This window comes from Mycobacteroides franklinii (genome assembly GCF_001853795.1).
Taxonomy (GTDB): domain Bacteria; phylum Actinomycetota; class Actinomycetes; order Mycobacteriales; family Mycobacteriaceae; genus Mycobacterium; species Mycobacterium franklinii.
On record NZ_MLIK01000019.1, the window covers coordinates 254,496 to 271,022 of the forward strand.

General features: G+C 62.6%; 8 protein-coding genes. 7 read left to right on the forward strand and 1 reads right to left on the reverse strand.

Translation table 11 applies throughout. The features are described from left to right. Positions 1-75: 75 nt before the first annotated feature. Genes recC through recD form a run of 3 tightly spaced genes read left to right on the forward strand, consistent with a single transcriptional unit; the run spans position 76 to position 8,200 of the window. Complete coding sequence (recC, locus tag BKG76_RS09080) at positions 76-3,309, forward strand: exodeoxyribonuclease V subunit gamma (RefSeq protein WP_070937363.1); 3,234 nt, start codon at positions 76-78, stop codon at positions 3,307-3,309. Then, entirely contained in the window at positions 3,306-6,551 is a 3,246-nt protein-coding gene (gene recB / locus BKG76_RS09085; protein ID WP_070939076.1) for an exodeoxyribonuclease V subunit beta, read from the forward strand. Before recC ends, recB begins: the two co-directional genes overlap by 4 nt. After that, complete coding sequence (recD, locus tag BKG76_RS09090; protein WP_070937364.1) at positions 6,548-8,200, forward strand: exodeoxyribonuclease V subunit alpha; 1,653 nt, start codon at positions 6,548-6,550, stop codon at positions 8,198-8,200. Before recB ends, recD begins: the two co-directional genes overlap by 4 nt. Before the next feature lie 222 nt (positions 8,201-8,422). Here the strand turns inward: recD and BKG76_RS09095 are convergent, their stop codons facing one another. Then, positions 8,423-9,529 carry a DNA cytosine methyltransferase gene (locus BKG76_RS09095; protein ID WP_070937365.1) on the reverse strand — a complete coding sequence of 369 codons (1,107 nt, stop codon included), beginning with the start codon at positions 9,527-9,529 and terminating at the stop codon, positions 8,423-8,425. Between the two features lie 526 nt (positions 9,530-10,055). Between BKG76_RS09095 and BKG76_RS09100 the strand changes: the two genes are divergently transcribed. The 4 genes from BKG76_RS09100 (at position 10,056) to BKG76_RS09120 (ending at position 16,344) form a co-directional block, all read left to right on the forward strand. Next, entirely contained in the window at positions 10,056-10,478 is a 423-nt protein-coding gene (locus BKG76_RS09100) for a very short patch repair endonuclease (protein ID WP_269085934.1), read from the forward strand. A gap of 409 nt (positions 10,479-10,887) precedes the next feature. After that, entirely contained in the window at positions 10,888-12,390 is a 1,503-nt protein-coding gene (locus BKG76_RS09110; protein ID WP_070937368.1) for an ATP-binding protein, read from the forward strand. A 12-nt stretch (positions 12,391-12,402) separates the two neighbouring features. After that, positions 12,403-13,377, forward strand: coding sequence for a PD-(D/E)XK motif protein (locus BKG76_RS09115; RefSeq protein WP_236737551.1), 975 nt, complete (start codon positions 12,403-12,405; stop codon positions 13,375-13,377). 15 nt (positions 13,378-13,392) lie between these two features. Further along, positions 13,393-16,344 carry a Z1 domain-containing protein gene (locus tag BKG76_RS09120; protein WP_070937370.1) on the forward strand — a complete coding sequence of 984 codons (2,952 nt, stop codon included), beginning with the start codon at positions 13,393-13,395 and terminating at the stop codon, positions 16,342-16,344. The last annotated feature ends 183 nt before the right edge of the window (positions 16,345-16,527 follow it).

Below are 16,527 nucleotides of genomic sequence, written 5' to 3' on the forward strand. Positions count from 1 at the left end.
CGGCGTTCTTCGGAGACTAACAGCGCAACCTGCCAAAGCCTGAATCTCGAACCCCTGGGTTCTATCGTTGCGGCGATGGCATTTCACCTGCGCCGGGCCGAGCGGACCGACACGCTCGCCGACGGGCTCGCCCGGCTGCTGGCTGAACCCGTCCTGGATCCCTTTGCCCAAGAACTGGTGCTGGTGCCGGCCAAGGGTGTCGAACGGTGGCTGAGCCAACGGCTATCGGACCGGCTCGGGGTGTGCGCGGCGGTGCAGTTCCGGAGCCCGCGCTCGCTCGTCGCCGAGCTCACCGGCACGCTCGACGACGATCCCTGGTCACCCGATGCGCTGGTCTGGCCGCTGCTCTCGGCGATCGACGAAAACCTGGACCGGCCCTGGGCCGCACCACTGGCCACACATCTCGGGCTCTTCGAAGCCGGTGAAGAACGTGAGCTGCGCCAAGGCAGGCGTTATGCCGTGGCGCGGCGGCTTGCGGGATTGTTCGCGTCCTACGCACGGCAGCGCCCGCAGCTGTTGATCTCCTGGCTCGACGGTGACGCGGTCGAGCCGGATCTAGCGTGGCAGCCGCCGCTGTGGCGGGCGCTGGTTTCGCGGGTCAAGGCGGTCCCCCCGTATGTTCGGCACCGTCAGGTTCTGGCACGCCTGCGGGAGGCGCCGTCGGATCTGCCGGAACGGATATCCCTGTTCGGGCATACCCGGCTTCCGGTCACCGATGTCGAGCTGCTCGAGGCGCTGTCAACGCACCACGATCTGTACCTGTGGCTGCCGCACCCCAGTGACACGCTCTGGCACACGCTGCGCGACGAGCGTGGCCCGGCTCCGCGGCGCGCGGACACCGGGCATCGCGCCGTGCGCCATCCCCTGCTGGCCACGCTGGGCCGGGATGTGCGTGAGCTGCAACGCGTGTTACCCGACCCCGCGTCCGACGAATATCTCAGTGGGACAACATTTTCCGATACGTTACTGGGCTGGCTGCAATCCGATCTCGCGGCCGATGAGACACGTCCGCACGGGCGGGAACTCGCGGTAGGTGACCGCTCGGTGCAGGTGCATTCCTGCCACGGCCCCGCCCGGCAGATCGATGTGCTCCGCGAGGTCCTGCTGGGACTACTCGCCGACGATCCGACGCTGGAGCCGCGCGACATCCTCGTCATGTGCCCGGACATAGAGACGTACGCACCGTTGATATCGGCCAGGTTCGGTCTCGGCGAGTCGGTGCCCGGTGCCCATCCGGCTCATCAGCTGCGGGTTCGACTTGCCGATCGTGCTCTGGTGCAAACCAATCCGCTGTTGACGGTGGCGGCACAGGTGCTGGGCCTGGCCAGTGGACGGGCCACCGCCAGCGAGGTCCTGAATCTCGCGGAGTCGGCGCCGGTGCGCATGCGATTCGGCTTCACCGACGACGATCTGGACGCGATCACCGCGTGGGTGCGGGAGGCGAACATCCGTTGGGGATTCGACCCCGAGCATCGCGCACCCTATGGAGTCGATTTCCTGCACAACACCTGGCGTTTCGGTATCGATCGGGTACTGGCCGGGGTGGCGATGTCTGAGGATTCACACTCCTGGCTGGGCGCCACGCTGCCGCTCGACGATGTGAGCAGTAACCGCGTCGAGCTGGCCGGCCGCTTTGCCGAGTTCATTGCCCAACTCCACACCACCGTGACTTCACTGACCGGCACCCGACCCTTGGATGAATGGCTATCCGCTCTGTCGACGGGTATCGATGCCCTGTCCGAGGATGCGGAGGACTGGCCCCGCGCCCAGATGCTGCGTGAGTTCGCGGAGATCCAGGCGCACGCCGATCCGGTCTTATTGCGAATCAGTGATATTCGCGCACTTCTGGATCGCCATCTGGCCGGTCGACCTACGCGCGCCAACTTCCGCACCGGCACTTTGACTGTCTGCACCATGGTGCCGATGCGTTCGGTTCCGCATCGGGTGGTCTGCCTCGTCGGGCTCGACGACGGCGTCTTCCCGCGGCTCGGCGCCGTCGACGGGGACGACGCGCTGGCCCGCGATCCGATGACGGGTGAACGCGATATCCGTTCCGAGGACAGGCAATTGCTGCTCGACGCCATCGGTGCCGCCACCGAAACCCTGGTGCTCACCTACACCGGCGCCAACGAATACTCGGGGCAGGCCCGTCCCCCGGCGGTGCCGCTCGCCGAGCTGCTGGACGCGTTGGACATCACTACGGCGCGACCGGTGCGTTCGCGGGCGCACGTGGTGCACCCATTGCAGCCGTTCGATATTCGCAACGTGACACCGGACGGCGTGATCCCCGGGCACCCCTTCACCTTCGACACCACCGCCCTGATCGCCGCCCGCGCCGCCGCGGGTGCGCGCGCCGAACGGCCCCCGTTCATCTCCGGTCCGCTACCCGCACCGGCCCACACCGATGTCGCGTTGGCGGACCTCGTCGCGTTCTTCAACCACCCCATCAAGGGATTCTTCCGCGCCCTGGACTACACCCTGCCGTGGGATGTGGACGGGGTGTCCGATGACATGCCCGTCGAGATCGACGCTCTCGAAGAGTGGACGGTGGGTGACCGCATGCTGGCCGACATGCTGCGCGGTATGTCGCCAGCCGACGCCCAGCAGGCCGAATGGCGGCGCGGCACGTTGCCCCCAGGCCAGCTGGGCTGGCGGCGGGTCTCCGAGCTGCGGGACCGATGCGCCGCTCTCGCCGAGGAGACCAGGGGCTACCGAACCGATGACACTCGAGCCTTCGATGTCGATATCGATCTCGGCGATGGGCGCCGGCTCACCGGCACCGTCTCCCCGGTGTTCGGCGAGCGGCTGGTGTCGGTCACCTATTCGCGGCTCGACGCCAAACATCTGCTGCAATCGTGGATTCCGTTGGCGGCCTTGACGGCACACGACCCCCGGCAGGACTGGTCGGCGGTGTGCATCGGCCGCGCCCGGCGTGGCCCGAAACCACTGGCGCGGACGCTCGGGCGACCCACCGATCCGGTAGGCGTACTACGTGACTTGGTGGCCATCTACGACGCAGGACGCCGCGAGCCGCTGCCGTTGCCGCTCAAGACCTCCTACGCATGGGCAGACGCCCGTCAAACACGCGATGACCCCGAACTGCAGGCCGGATATCGTTGGCGCTCCGGCAATTTTCCCGGCGAGGATGCGGACCCGGCCGTCGAGCGGGCGTTCGGCAAGGGTGTCTGGCTGCGCCATCTGATGCAGCCGTTGCGGCCCGGCGAAGAGACCGAGGGCGAAACGAACCGTCTCGGTGCGTATTCCGCGCGGTTGTGGTCACCGCTGCTGCGCGCGGAGCGGGGCTCATGAAACGCTTTGACCTATTGGGGCCGCTGCCCGATGAGCGCTCCACCACGGTGCTGGAGGCCAGCGCCGGAACCGGAAAAACATTCGCATTGGCGGGTTTGGTCACCCGGTACGTCGCCGAGGGTGTCGCGACGCTGGATCAGATGCTGCTGATCACGTTCGGCCGCGCCGCCAGCCAGGAACTCCGCGACCGGGTTCGCGGCCAGATCGTGGATGCGTTGCGGGCCTTCGAGGATCCGTCAACAGCACGCACGGATCTGACGCGGTACCTGATCTCGGCCGACCATGCGATGCGCCAGCGGCGGCTGCGGGACGCGCTGGCAGGTTTCGACGCGGCGACCATTGCCACCACGCATCAGTTCTGCCATATCGTGCTCAAATCCCTGGGTGTGGCTGGGGATAGCGATTCCGGCGTGACGCTGGTCGAGAACCTTGACGACCTGGTCTGCGAGATCGTCAATGACCGGTATCTGACGCATTTCGGCAAGGAACGTGACAACCCTCCGCTGAGCCACCCGGCAGCGTTGCGCCTGGCCAGGGAGGTGGTGCGCAATCCAGCAACCCAGCTGCGTCCGCTGGAGCCGGATGCCGAGTCGTACGCACGGGCCGCGCTGACCTTCGCCCGAGATATACTGGAGCAGTTGGAGATCCGTAAGCGCCGCCGCAGCATTCTCGGGTTCGATGATCTGCTGACCCGCCTGGCTGATGCGCTGGATGCCCCGGATTCCCCGGCGCGGGCACGGATGCACCAGCGCTGGCCCATCGTCATGGTGGACGAGTTCCAGGACACCGACCCGGTGCAATGGCAGGTGCTGGAGCGGGCCTTCTCCGGGCGCTCGACGCTGGTCCTGATCGGCGACCCCAAGCAGGCCATCTACGCGTTCCGTGGTGGGGATATCGACACCTATCTGCGTGCGGCGGCCACCGCCGGCGACAAGCAGACGTTGGGCACCAACTGGCGCAGCGATGCCGCGTTGGTCGACCGGCTGCAGGCGGTACTGCGGAGTGCGCAGCTGGGCGGCCCGGACATCGTGGTCCATGATGTGGAGGCGTACCACCAGGGGCATCGGCTGGTAGGTGCCCCGCACAACGACCCGTTTCGGCTGCGGGTGGTGTCGCGAAATCGGGACGGCATCAAGGTCATTCCCATTGCCGAGCTGCGGCGCAGCATCGGCAAGGATCTCGCCGCCGATATCGGCGCGCTGTTGTCCAGCGGGGCCACCTTCGATGGCCGACCGGTCCAAGCCCGGGACATCGCGGTGATTGTGGAGGCGCACAAGGATGCACGCGCATGTCACACGGCATTGGCCGAGGCGGGGATTCCCGCCGTCTATACCGGCGACACTGACGTGTTCAGTTCCGATGCGGCACAGGACTGGTTGTACCTGTTGGAGGCGTTCGATCAGCCGCACCGGCCCGGTCTTGTGCACGCGGCCGCGGCGACGGTGTTCTTCGGCGAGACGGCGGAAACTCTTGCCGCGGGCGGTGAATCGTTGACCGATGAGATCGCGGCCACCCTACGGGCGTGGGCGGGACGAGCGCGCGAGCGCGGAGTCGCGGCGGTACTCGAGGCCGCGCAGCTGGCCGGCATGGGGAGCCGGGTGCTGTCCTGGCGGGGCGGCGAGCGGATGATGACCGATCTTTCCCACCTGACGGAGCTGTTGCAGGACACAGCGCACCGCAATGGCTTCGGGTTGGCCGCGCTGCGCGATTGGTTGCGTACGCAGTGCTCGGAGGGCGGGGCCGAGGCCGAACGCAACCGGCGGCTGGACAGTGATGCCGCGGCCGTGCAGATCATGACGGTGTGGGTGAGCAAGGGGCTGCAGTTCCCCATCGTGTATCTGCCGTTCTCATTCAATCGGTATGCCCCGGAACGTGATTACGTGCTGTATCACGAGGATGGAGTGCGTTGTCTGCACATCGGCGGCAGAGACGATCCTGACTACTCGATGGCCGATCTGGCGGGCCGCACCGAAGCGGCCCGCGATGCCAGCCGGCTCACATATGTGGCCTTGACGCGCGCGCAGTCCCAAGTGGTGGCGTGGTGGGCGCCGTCCTTCGACGAGCCCAACGGTGGCCTGTCTCGGCTGTTGCGCGGGCGTGCTCCCGGAAATCCTTCGGTGCCCGATAAGTGTGCTCCCGCCAAGGTTTCCGATGTGGATGCGCTCAAACGGCTGCGCGCATGGGAAGTCGAGGGCGGCCCCGTGATCGAGGAGGCACTGGTCGCCGGATTTGTTCCGGCCGCGGCGCCGTCGATTTCCGAAGATCTCGCGGTGCGGGTGTTTGATCGGCCGATCGATACCGCATGGCGGCGCACCTCGTATTCGGGGCTGCTGCGTGCCGTCGAGGAGTCGGGGGTGTCGAGCGAGCCGGAGGCCGTCGAGCTGGACGACGAGGTGGACGACATTCCGTTGCGGTCGACACCGACCGGGGCTGATATGCCCTCCCCGATGGCGCAGCTACCGGCCGGGGCGGCCTTCGGTTCGCTGGTGCACGCGGTGTTGGAGACCGCCGATCCGTTCTCGCCGGACCTGGTTGGGGAACTGCATGCGCAGGTGGTTAAACACGCACAGCGGTGGCCCGTCGAGGTTCCGGCCGCCGAGTTGGCCGCGGCCCTGGTGCCAATGCATGACACTTCGCTAGGTCCGCTGCTCCCGGGTGTGACACTACGCCAGATCGGGTTGCGGGATCGCTTATGCGAGCTCGACTTTGAGTTTCCGCTGGCGGGCGGTGATGCGGCCAGAAGATCGTTCCCGCGGCTGGCCGACGTGGGGGTGCTGCTGGGCAAGCACCTTGCCGCCGATGATCCGCTGGCGGTGTACGCGTCACGGCTAACGGGACCCGGGTTGGGCAGGCAGAGCCTGCGTGGGTATCTCTCGGGATCCGTCGACGCGGTGCTGCGGGTCGGCGCACGGTACGTGGTGGTGGACTACAAGACCAACTGGCTGGGTACCGGTGACACGCCGTTGACGGCTGCCGACTATTCGAGGCCGCGCATGGTGGAAGCCATGCTGCATTCGGACTACCCGCTGCAGGCGTTGCTGTACAGCGTTGTGTTGCACAGGTTCCTGTCCTGGCGACTGCCGGGGTATCGACCGGAGGAGCATCTGGGCGGCACGGTGTATCTCTTCGTGCGCGGCATGTGCGGGGCGGATACCCCGGTGGTAGACGGACATCCGGCCGGGGTGTTCAGCTGGCAGCCATCGGCGACCTTGGTGGTCGCGCTATCGGAGCTGCTGTCATGAGGTTGATAGAGGCGTTCGGCGACATTCTCGAACCGGCGGACATGCATGTGGCACAGCGACTGACGGCACTGGCTGCCGAGACTGATGAGTCCGTCGAACTGGCGGTCGCGCTGGCGGTGCGGGCGCTGCGCGGCGGGTCGGTGTGTGTGGACCTGCGCGCGGTGGCAGCACAGGTGGAGGCGCCGTCGCTGCCGTGGCCTGCCACAGATGCGTGGTTGGCGGCGGTGCGGGCGAGCCCGTTGACCGGTCAGCCGCCCGTGCTGCGGCTTTTCGGCGAGCTGCTGTATCTCGACCGGTACTGGCGCGAGGAACAGCAGGTGTGCGAGGACGTGCAGACCCTGGTCGCCGCCGCGCAACCGCATGCCGAAGTGCCCGCCTATGCGCGACTTTTCCCGCCAGGGTTCGAAGAGCAGCGCGCGGCCGCCGATATTGCGCTGTCGCAGGGCCTTACGGTGTTGACGGGAGGCCCGGGAACCGGCAAGACCACGACGGTGGCACGGCTGTTGGCGCTGTTGACCGAGCAGGCATCGTCGTTAAGCGGGCCGCCGCTGCGGATCGCACTGGCGGCGCCGACAGGCAAGGCGGCGGCTCGGCTGCAGGAAGCGGTGCAGCTGGAGGTCGGCAAGCTGGATCCCGTCGACCAATCGCGGCTTGCTGGGCTGCAGGCGACCACGCTGCATCGGCTGCTCGGATCACGGCCCGATACGTCGTCCCGGTTTCGGCATCATCGCGGAAACCGTTTGCCGCACGACGTGATTGTGGTGGACGAGACGTCGATGGTGTCGCTGACCATGATGGCACGACTCTTGGAGGCGGTGCGCCCGCAGGCACGGCTATTGCTGGTGGGCGACCCGGATCAGCTGGCCTCGGTGGAGGCGGGCGCGGTACTGGCCGATCTGGTCGAGGGCCTGGGGTCCGAGCGGGTGGCGGCGCTGCGTACGTCGCACCGCTTCGGTGCGGCGATTGGCGCGTTGGCGGCGGCAGTGCGTGACGGAGACGCGGATCGTGCGCTGGAAGTACTGGTGTCTGGAGATCCCCATGTCGAGTGGTCGAAGGATTCGGACGGGCTGCGCGATGTGCTTGTCGCCCATGCGTTTGCGTTGCGCGCGGCGAGTCAGGCGGGTGACGCCGCAGCGGCACTGGCCGTGCTCGACGAGCACCGGCTGCTGTGTGCGCATCGGCACGGGCCGTTCGGGGTGACGCACTGGAACCGCCAGGTGGAGCGGTGGATCACCGAGGAGACGGGCGAGCCACACTGGGCAGCCTGGTACGCGGGGCGCCCGATTCTGGTGACCGCCAATGACTATGGGCTGCGCCTGTACAACGGCGACACCGGCGTCACGGTGGCCGGGGCTGACGGTTTGCGCGCGGTGTTCGGCACGGTGTCGTTCGCGACCAGTCGCCTGGTCGAGGTGGAGACCATGCACGCCATGACGATTCACAAGTCACAAGGCAGCCAGGCGAATGAAGTGACTGTGCTGCTGCCCTCCGAGGATTCCCGACTACTGACGCGCGAGCTGTTCTACACCGCGGTGACGCGTGCGAAGGAGCGCGTGCGGGTGGTCGGATCGGAGGCCGAGGTGCGGGCCGCGATTCAGCGGCAGGCGGTCCGGGCGTCGGGGTTGGGACGGAGACTGGGATCGACATAAGCCGTGACGGGCCGCCGCTGGCGCCTTATCCGAACTTTGGACTGGCTCGTTCTCGATCATCTGTGAGCTCCCGGTTAGGAGATGGCGAGAAGTATTCAACTCACCGACAAGGTCGGCATTGGCACTGGTCCAAGCTAAACCAGAGCTCACGCAATACGAATTTGTTCTTCGGTTCGATCAAAAGCATTGATCGAACCCATAGTTTATGGTATTCACCATAGTTCAGAAAAGCCCAATCAAGTGCGATGCGATAGCACGCGCAAGAGGAATTGGGACTGCATTTCCAATTTGGCGAGCGATTGCTACCTTAGACCCGATCCACTTGTAGTCATCGGAGAACCCTTGAATGCGGGCGGCCTCGTGATGAGTGATTGCACGATGCTCCGTCGGGTGCAGGTAGCGCCCCTTCTCGGGCTTGAAAAACTCGGTCCGTATTGTGACTGAAGGCTTGTTCCAATTTAGCCTGCCCATGACATCACCGGATCCAGACTTGTGCTTCTTCCAGCACTCAGATAGCAACTCTTCCGGGATATCAAATCGATTGCCATCGGCCGGGATGCAGTGGAACCTGTTGATCGACAGCTGCTCGTAATGTCTCGTCAAGTGAAGCTCACTCGTCTTGAAAGCGCCTGGAATCAGGGTACCGCCGACCTCGACCTCACGACAGGGAAGATCGATGTCAGTCACAATCCGTCGAAGGTCGCCGATTACGTCCTGGAGGGTGCACCATTTTTGGTGTCCGTCGTCTGCCACCCTCGCGTGTGTCGTTGCTGGAAATCCTGGGACTGGGAGATCCCGGTGACGGCCGATAAGGATGACGCGCTTGCGCACCTGGGCAGCACCGAAATCAGCTGCGTTCAGGACCTTTGCTTGGAATGTGTACTCGCCGAGTCGCTCACTCGGTTGGCATTGGCGTTTGAAGCGACTGAACTGAACCGAGGTCAAGAACTGTGGAACATTCTCGAGCACGAAGTACTTCGGCTTCGATCTTCGGATCACCTCGGCATAGCGGAGCCACAGTTGGTTGCGCTCGTCGAGCTTCTCTTGCTTACCCAGCGCTGAAAATCCCTGGCACGGCGGCCCACCGATCACGATATCGGCCTCGGGTGGATCCTCAGCCTTGAGCCATTCCTCAATTCCACCGGCGAACACCGCCTCAGCATCGTAATTCTCCGCATACGTAGCAGCGGCCGCTACGTCGTGCTCGATCGCCCGAACCGTCTTGAAGCGCGTTGACTCTGAACCGAAGCCAGTGCTGAGACCACCAGCACCGCTAAAAAGATCCAGTACGCGTAAGTCCGCGCAAGAGGACGTCCCACTCCCCGCCATGGTGAACAACTCTAGCCGGCTCCCACGACAATTCGCTGACGCTTCTGTGCGACTCGCCCGCTACCCGGCAGTCGCTGCCACGGGCGCTCATGCGCTCGCGCATGTGCGTGAGATGACGGTGAACAGGGGTCGGGTTTAGTTTTCATGGCCTCGCCAGAGCTGCCACCTCGGGCTACCACGGCCCGCTAGTCACTAAATACTTGATCCGAACGTGCTGATCGACTTTCAGCAGCGGGGCGCCAAACTCTGGGCGACGAAGACCTACACATCGCCGACAGCTCCGGCAGACAGTTTTGGGCGCTCGCGACCGTTTTGAGCATCTGGAGTCTGCCACCCTGACGAGTGCCGTAGTTCGGATCATGCATTCAGCCGCGTGGCCGACGCAATTGTTCAGACAGGCGCCTGGTTGTCCAAGACGGAATGCGTCTGACCAGCCCCCCTCCCCCCGCAAGCCGTGTTAGGTGTCCCGAGGATCGATCTTGGAAAGAGAGCTGCCGACATCTGCCTCGTCGAGGAGACTTGAGCCGTGTGGGAAACGAGCACCGACCCTCGCACGTCGTTGCGGATGTCCCGTCAACGCTCGCGGGACACGAAAGGCGAGTTGTCGCTGCGGAGCCTCCTCCATGCACGCGGTCTTCGCTATCGTGTCCATGCCGTTCTTCCAGGCATGCCTCGCAGGCGCGCCGACATCCTGTTCCCTGGTCAGAAGATCGCCGTGTTCGTCGACGGCTGCTTCTGGCATGGGTGCCCAGATCACAAAACCTTCCCGAAAAACAACGCGGCGTGGTGGGCCAACAAGCTCGCCCGCAATATCGAACGAGACCGGGAAACGGACACGCATCTTGCCAATCTCGGATGGAGGGTGCTTCGGATCTGGGAGCATGACAATCCGGAGCGCGCGGCAGATCTCGTGGAGGCTGCGGTGCGAGCGGGGCGCGCTGGGGGATAGGAAGGTTATGTCGGTCTTCTCTGGTAGGTATTGCTGTGGGCCAGTTGGCGCCATGCTGGGTCTAGTCGGGGGAATAGGTTGAAGCGCAATCTAGTCGAGGCATCGTGGCCGCTAGGCAAATTTGGCAGGCAGCTCGCGGGAAGCCGACCCACCACCGATATCCCTCGGCCATGTTCCTGCGGTGGACGAGAGCGATGCTCGCGAACGCGTTATCGGATGAGGCTAAAAGTGTTGCGCCGCAACGCATTGGGAGTATTTGGATTTCGGCCCTGTACCCGCGTGGCCGAGGCGAGGCCGAGCCATTCACTATCCCCGCAGTGAGTGCCAACGGCGAAGACCAGCGCATCGCCATACGAACGGGCAAGACAGTGATCCAGCAGGACGAGAGCGACTTCGAGGACGCCAAATAATGACAGATGCAAACGACGTGGTCGAGCGGATCAAACTGGCTCCGGACGCTGGACTTGTCAAGAGTCTGGGCGCGAACCATACCTTGGAGTCGGCAATCGCCGACCTTGTTGACAACAGCATCGATGCCGATGCATCACACATATCGGTCCGCCTTCTGACGCACGACGATCGCCTGATCCAAGTGGAGGTTCTCGACAATGGCAGGGGCATGGACTCGTCCGCGGCCAACTCCGCTATGACGATCGGCCACCAACGCGAGTACGCAGATGGCGACCTCGGCCATTTCGGGATGGGGCTGAAAGCAGCATCGTTTGGCCACAGTGATGTTCTGACAGTCTGGTCCACCAGGTACGGCGCAACCCCGGTCGGGCGTCGCATTCGCCGTGCAGATTTTTCGAAAGACTTCACGTGCGAGGTTTTGTCCTCCGATTCCGCGGCCGCTCATGCAGCCGACCGACAGGCCGTGCTGGGATCGTTGGAAGGAACGTCGATCGTCTGGACCGACATACGCAATGTGTACCGAGGCCGGAACCAGGAGGAGGCCCGAAGCTGGCTTTCCACCCGCAATGAGGCGCTCAGATCGCACCTTGGCGTGACATTTCATCGGCTTCTAGCTACCCAGCAGCTCCAAATCGACATACTGATCGACGAGCTCGGACAGGCGATTGCCGAACCTGGCGTTCCGATCCTGCCGATCGATCCCTTCGGTTACGTGACTTCCGGCCATCCCGGATATCCCAAGAACCTCGTAGCGACTGCCAGCGAAACACAGGTGAAGCTGACTTGCCACATCTGGCCCGCCAAGTCCGATATCACGGGTTTTCGGATCGGTTCAAGGAGTGGTGAGCATTTCCAGGGCTTTTACATCTACCGCAACGATCGTTTACTTCAGATCGGCGGTTGGTCTGACACCGCGACTCGGGGACCAGCCCGTCAACTCGCGCGGGTGGTACTTGAGGACACTGGGGCCATCGGGCCGTTCGTGACCATGAACCCTGAGAAGAGCGGGCTGAAGTTCGAACCTGTATTCCACGACGCAATTAACAAGGCGGAAGCTGTGGACGGCACAACCTTCATGACCTTCCTCCACGACGCAGAGGCGACCTACGCCGACGCGAACAAACGTATACGTCAGCGCAAGCCAGCCATTAGGCCTGACAAGGGCATTACGCCAGCTGTTCGCAAACAGATCGGGCGTGAGTTGTCGTTCATCGACGGAGAAGCCGTCGACGTCAAATGGAAACGACTGTCAGCGGGCGAGTTCCTTGACGTAGATTTTCCCGCCAGGACCCTCTGGCTGAATAATCGCTACCGCGGATTGTTCGCTCCCGACGGCGGGAGCATGAACGACGCTCCTGTGCTCAAAGCCCTGCTTTACCTCCTTACTCACCACGTCTTCGAGGGACAGCACCTAGGGTCGCGGGACAAGGACGAGATCCTCCTTTGGAACAGTATCCTCAGCGCGGCTATCACCTCTGAGGCCCAAATGCGGGGCGAGTAGGAATACGAACCGATGACGATTTCGCCCAATGATGCACGTCACCTGACGTTCACAACTCTCGACGAATTGTGGTGCAACGGAGCGCCAATGGTTTTACCTATCAAAGGCGAGCCAGCATGCCGTCTCCAACTCGACCCTAAGAACAGCCTGATCACACTCGTGACAGCGTATGAAATTCCCGAGCCAAACGTTGCCAAGCTCAAGAACGTCGGTTTCAAGGCAGTGGCCGCCGGTGACGACGAGCTTGCCGAACTCACGGTCCGGGTCGAAGGCAGCGTGCACGGCGCCTACGGGCTCCTGGCGACTATCGCGGACGAGCTTCAGATCGAGAAGTTGCCTCTCGCTGCCGCGGTTGCTGCCGGTGTATCCCGTCACCGGAGCGTGTTCGCGAGTCGTGGCGCGATGCCAATCGAAAAGGAGGTCGGCTTGCTGGGCGAGTTACTTTTCTTGGAGTTTCTGATCCGTCAAATTGGTGCAGGGCCCGCTACCGCCGCTTGGCAGGGGCCGTTGTCCGAAGAGCATGACTTCACATTTGATTCAGTTCACGTCGAGGTGAAAACGACTAGTGGCGAACGCCGCCGTCACGTTATCAACGGGCTCGATCAGCTGGTGCCACTACGCGGTATTCCGCTCAGCCTCCTGTCCATCCAGCTCACCAGAACTGGTCCACAGGTCGGGCGCACCCTCCCGCAGGTTGTGGCTCAAACCCGCAACATCGCGGGCGGACACCAGGTCTCCGTGGATTCGATGCTCGCGAGCTTCGGTTGGCAGGACGACGAGGCGGACTTGTACCCGACATTCTGGGCGCTTCGATCCCAGCCACGCGCCTACAACGTCAAGGGCGACTTTCCTGCTATGACATCCGACCTAGTCAGGCCACTAGTGCCTAACTTCGCACTTCTGTCGGAGGTCTCCTACAGAGTGGACCTAACTGATCTACCCCATGACACACTGTCCGACCCTATCGGCGGATTCGTTGCGTCCTAAGGAGAGCTGACGAACGTGCCCGCACTACGACCAATCTGGGCAGACGCCCTCACCAACGTCTTTATTGCGCTCAAGAACCAGCAGCCCACCCCTCTTGGGCCGCTGCTGACTGCACTTGCGGGTACTTCCGTCAGCGAAGCGGAACTCTTGGCGTTCATCCAAAATACCGATGAGAACGAGCCAGCACTTACCCAAGCCCGAATAGCACTGGCGAAGTGGGACAGTGAGGACGAGCACGTTGGACATGATGGCGCCATAACATCACCCCGCACTCGGGAACGCCGTGCAGCGATCTATGCGAGTCTTGGTCTTTCGGATGATGTCGCCGCTGCCTTCACCGCGAGAGTCGAGGTTTTCGAGACTCCCGCGATCGTCATCTCCAAAGTCTTCGAACCTTGGTACGCCACAGAGCGAAAACTCCGCACCAGCGTGTACTGGGACGACTACGAGACATACCTCCGTAAGGTCAAAAAGTGGCCTGCGTCATCCATTTCGTCTCTGGACGAAACCACTACGGAGGTAATCGAACGCCTCAGTCGGCCTACTCGGCCCGAGGCCAAGCAGACCAGGGGGCTGGTCGTCGGCTACGTCCAGAGCGGAAAAACCGCGAACTTCACCGGTGTGGTTGCCAAGGGAATTGATGCGGGCTACCGACTCATCATCGTTCTAACCGGGACGATCGAAATCCTTCGCGCTCAAACCCAACGCCGGATGGACATGGAACTCATGGGTGTCGAGAACATCTTGGCAGGACAAGACCCAACGGATCCAGTTGTCGCCAAAGAACTCGACTATCAGCAGGATGAGGAATGGAAAGCTGAGCGCTTCGTCAAGCACGGCGATGCACTGACTATGCCAGGTGTCGTCGAAATTGCTCGCGTGACCAGTCATCGTAGCGATTACAAACGACTTCCGCAGGCCATTACCAAGCTCAAGTTCGCGCGCAAAAATAAGCGCAAGCCACTCAATGACGAAGAGAACCTGTTTCATTCGGGCGCGTATGTAGCAGTCATCAAAAAGAACCCTGCATCTCTCAAGAAGCTGATTCAGGATTTGAAGCCGCTCAAAAACGAACTCGCCGAGTTGCCGGTCCTGATTATCGACGACGAGTCAGACCAAGCCTCGGTCGACACCACCAATCCGGCGAAGTGGAAGAAGGGATCTCCCGAAAACCGCAAACGGACGACGATAAATCGGCTCATCACAGAAATCCTCGACATATGCCCTAGAGCCCAGTATGTCGGGTACACGGCAACGCCGTTCGCCAACGTGTTCGTCGATCCCGATGACGAACGCGACCTGTTCCCTGCCGATTTTGTTCTTTCTCTTCATCGTCCGCCTGGTTATATGGGCGTCCAGGAGTTCCACGACGTCAGTAAACGCTGGGACGACGAAGAAAAGACTGTCGCCAACTCCAACGAGCTGGCCCACATCCGATCGCTTGTTGGCGACGTGGATACGAATCCTGACGGCCGGATCGAGGAGCTTCAAGAAGCGCTCGACGCATGGGTTGTGGCAGGCGCGATCAAGAAGTACCGCGAGGCTAATTCTGACCTCAGGTACCGGCATCACACGATGCTGGTGCATGAGTCGGTGAAGAAGGACGATCACGCCGTTACGGCTGGCGACGTCCGAACTATTTGGAGTAGAAGCAAGTTCAACTCGTCAGAGGGATTCGCCCGGCTGGAGAAGCTGTACACCACCGACTACCTGCCTGTAATGGACGCGCGCGCCGCAGGCGCGCCGATCCCGAACACATTCGGGGAGCTCAAGCCATTTATCGGAACGGCCCTCGCTGCGATCACGATCGACGGGGACCCTGTGTTGATCGTAAACTCCGACAAGGAGATCCAGGCACAGCAGAAGAAACTCGACTTCGAAGCGGACAAGGTCTGGCGCATCCTCGTCGGTGGCACTCAGCTTAGCCGCGGCTTCACTGTCGAAGGACTCACTACGTCTTACTTCCGCAGGAAGGCCGGCCAGGCGGACACGCTGATGCAGGCAGGCCGTTGGTTCGGCTTCAGACCCGGCTACCAGGATCTCGTGCGGTTGTACATCCGGCGTGACTCCAAAGTCGACCTGTACGAGGCATTCGAAGCACTCCTCATGGATGAGGAGGCATTTCGTGCCGAACTCAGCAAGTACGCTGGCTTTGATGAGCACGACATGCCGTTATTAGAGCCGCGACAGATTCCTCCACTCGTTAGCCAGCATCTTCCGTGGCTAAAGCCGACGGCACGCAACAAGATGTGGAACGCCGTCATCGCCAACAAAGCACCGACCGACATTCAAGATCTTTACGGTCTACCGGATCGCGGAAGCGAAGAGAACCGCAAGAACTTCGATAAAGTCGTCGTCCCACTACTCGCGCACGCAACGACTGACGTCGAGCTTGCCTATGAGCTTGATGACAAGAAAGAATTAATGCAGCGCGCCCGAGTTGGGCTGATCGGAGCGGACGAATTCTTGCAGCTATTCGATCTACTCACCTGGCATCCCGTATCCGAAACTAACATCAAGGGCCTCAAACGCTTCATCGAGAAAGCGACGAACGACCAAAAGATCACAGACTGGGCAGTGGTATGGGCGTGGCCGAACTCCGGAGGACGCGTCTTCGACGTACCCGAGCTCGGCGGCGACATCTCGATCGTGAAGCGCAAGCGTCGCGACCGGCGCATTGACTTCGTCGGCTCTGACCGCAAGCATCGTGCCGCGGCGCGGCCGATCGTGCTAGGCAAGGCAGTCAAGACGATCGGTGAATCAGCAACGCGCGGTGTGGTTCTCGTCTCTGTCGCCCCAGACCGCGAGCCGGACGATACAACAAAACCAGTCGAGCGTAAGGACCTTGTCGGCCTAATCTCCATCGCCGTTCCCGCGAAGTCGGTGCCCAAGAGCAACCTCATTCAGTGGACGGTCATAAATTCGACCAACCCGGACGACGTGGTGGTGGATCGGCTCGCCGACTAGCTCGCCAACAGCGGCGAGAGCCAGCGGACAGGACTCGCCGCACAGTCCGTGCGCGCAATGCCTGTCAACTAGGCCGCCAATGTATCCAGCGTCGGAAGACTGATGGATTGCAGACGCGGCCGACGGCTTGCGGTGCCCAATCCAAGTCCATGTGCCAGCCTCCGACTCACCGGTGGCCCTTAA

Excerpts from the sequence above, each read along its gene's own strand:
- recC (WP_070937363.1), top strand. The coding sequence starts at position 76 with ATGGCATTTCACCTGCGCCGGGCCGAGCGGACCGACACGCTCGCCGAC.
- recB (WP_070939076.1), top strand. The coding sequence starts at position 3,306 with ATGAAACGCTTTGACCTATTGGGGCCGCTGCCCGATGAGCGCTCCACC.
- recD (WP_070937364.1), top strand. The coding sequence starts at position 6,548 with ATGAGGTTGATAGAGGCGTTCGGCGACATTCTCGAACCGGCGGACATG.
- BKG76_RS09095 (WP_070937365.1), bottom strand. The coding sequence starts at position 9,529 with ATGGCGGGGAGTGGGACGTCCTCTTGCGCGGACTTACGCGTACTGGAT.
- BKG76_RS09110 (WP_070937368.1), top strand. The coding sequence starts at position 10,888 with ATGACAGATGCAAACGACGTGGTCGAGCGGATCAAACTGGCTCCGGAC.
- BKG76_RS09115 (WP_236737551.1), top strand. The coding sequence starts at position 12,403 with ATGACGATTTCGCCCAATGATGCACGTCACCTGACGTTCACAACTCTC.